This window comes from Streptomyces sp. NPDC003023 (assembly GCF_042888225.1).
GTDB lineage: Bacteria > Actinomycetota > Actinomycetes > Streptomycetales > Streptomycetaceae > Streptomyces.
In genome coordinates, this window is the sequence record NZ_JBIAPL010000024.1 from 1,493 (window position 1) to 2,740 (window position 1,248).

1 rRNA gene (running past one end of the window) is annotated in these 1,248 nt (G+C 57.9%); it reads right to left on the reverse strand.

The window, feature by feature from the left end:
- Positions 1-1,248 (reverse strand): 23S ribosomal RNA (locus ACFYV1_RS33595); its annotated part reaches 1,491 nt to the left of the window's first position; the annotation flags it as partial.

Consider the following 1,248-nt stretch of genomic DNA (forward strand, 5'->3'; position numbering starts at 1 on the left):
GCCTACACCCTTACCCCGGGACAACCACCGCCCGGGCTGGACTACCTTCCTGCGTCACCCCATCGCTTACCTACTACCACCTTGGGTCAGCGGCTCCACCACTCCGACCTCGTCCGAAGACTCAGCCGGCGGCTTCACGGCCTTAGCATTAATGGGCTCGATATTGGGCGTTTCAAAGCGGGTACCGGAATATCAACCGGTTGTCCATCGACTACGCCTGTCGGCCTCGCCTTAGGTCCCGACTTACCCTGGGCAGATCAGCTTGACCCAGGAACCCTTAGTCAATCGGCGCACACGTTTCTCACGTGTGTATCGCTACTCATGCCTGCATTCTCACTCGTGAACCGTCCACAACTCGCTTCCGCGGCTGCTTCACCCGGCACACGACGCTCCCCTACCCATCCCAGCGGGCGTTGGCCCTCATGCTGGAATGACACGACTTCGGCGGTACGCTTGAGCCCCGCTACATTGTCGGCGCGGAATCACTTGACCAGTGAGCTATTACGCACTCTTTCAAGGGTGGCTGCTTCTAAGCCAACCTCCTGGTTGTCTCTGCGACTCCACATCCTTTCCCACTTAGCGTACGCTTAGGGGCCTTAGTCGATGCTCTGGGCTGTTTCCCTCTCGACCATGGAGCTTATCCCCCACAGTCTCACTGCCGCGCTCTCACTTACCGGCATTCGGAGTTTGGCTAAGGTCAGTAACCCGGTAGGGCCCATCGCCTATCCAGTGCTCTACCTCCGGCAAGAAACACACGACGCTGCACCTAAATGCATTTCGGGGAGAACCAGCTATCACGGAGTTTGATTGGCCTTTCACCCCTAACCACAGGTCATCCCCCAGGTTTTCAACCCTGGTGGGTTCGGTCCTCCACGAAGTCTTACCTCCGCTTCAACCTGCCCATGGCTAGATCACTCCGCTTCGGGTCTAGAGCGTGCAACTCAATCGCCCTGTTCGGACTCGCTTTCGCTACGGCTTCCCCACACGGGTTAACCTCGCTACACACCGCTAACTCGCAGGCTCATTCTTCAAAAGGCACGCAGTCACGACTGACAGCACAAGTACTGCCAGCGACGCTCCCACGGCTTGTAGGCACACGGTTTCAGGTACTATTTCACTCCGCTCCCGCGGTACTTTTCACCATTCCCTCACGGTACTATCCGCTATCGGTCACCAGGGAATATTTAGGCTTAGCGGGTGGTCCCGCCAGATTCACACGGGATTTCTCGGGCCCCGTGCTACTTGGGT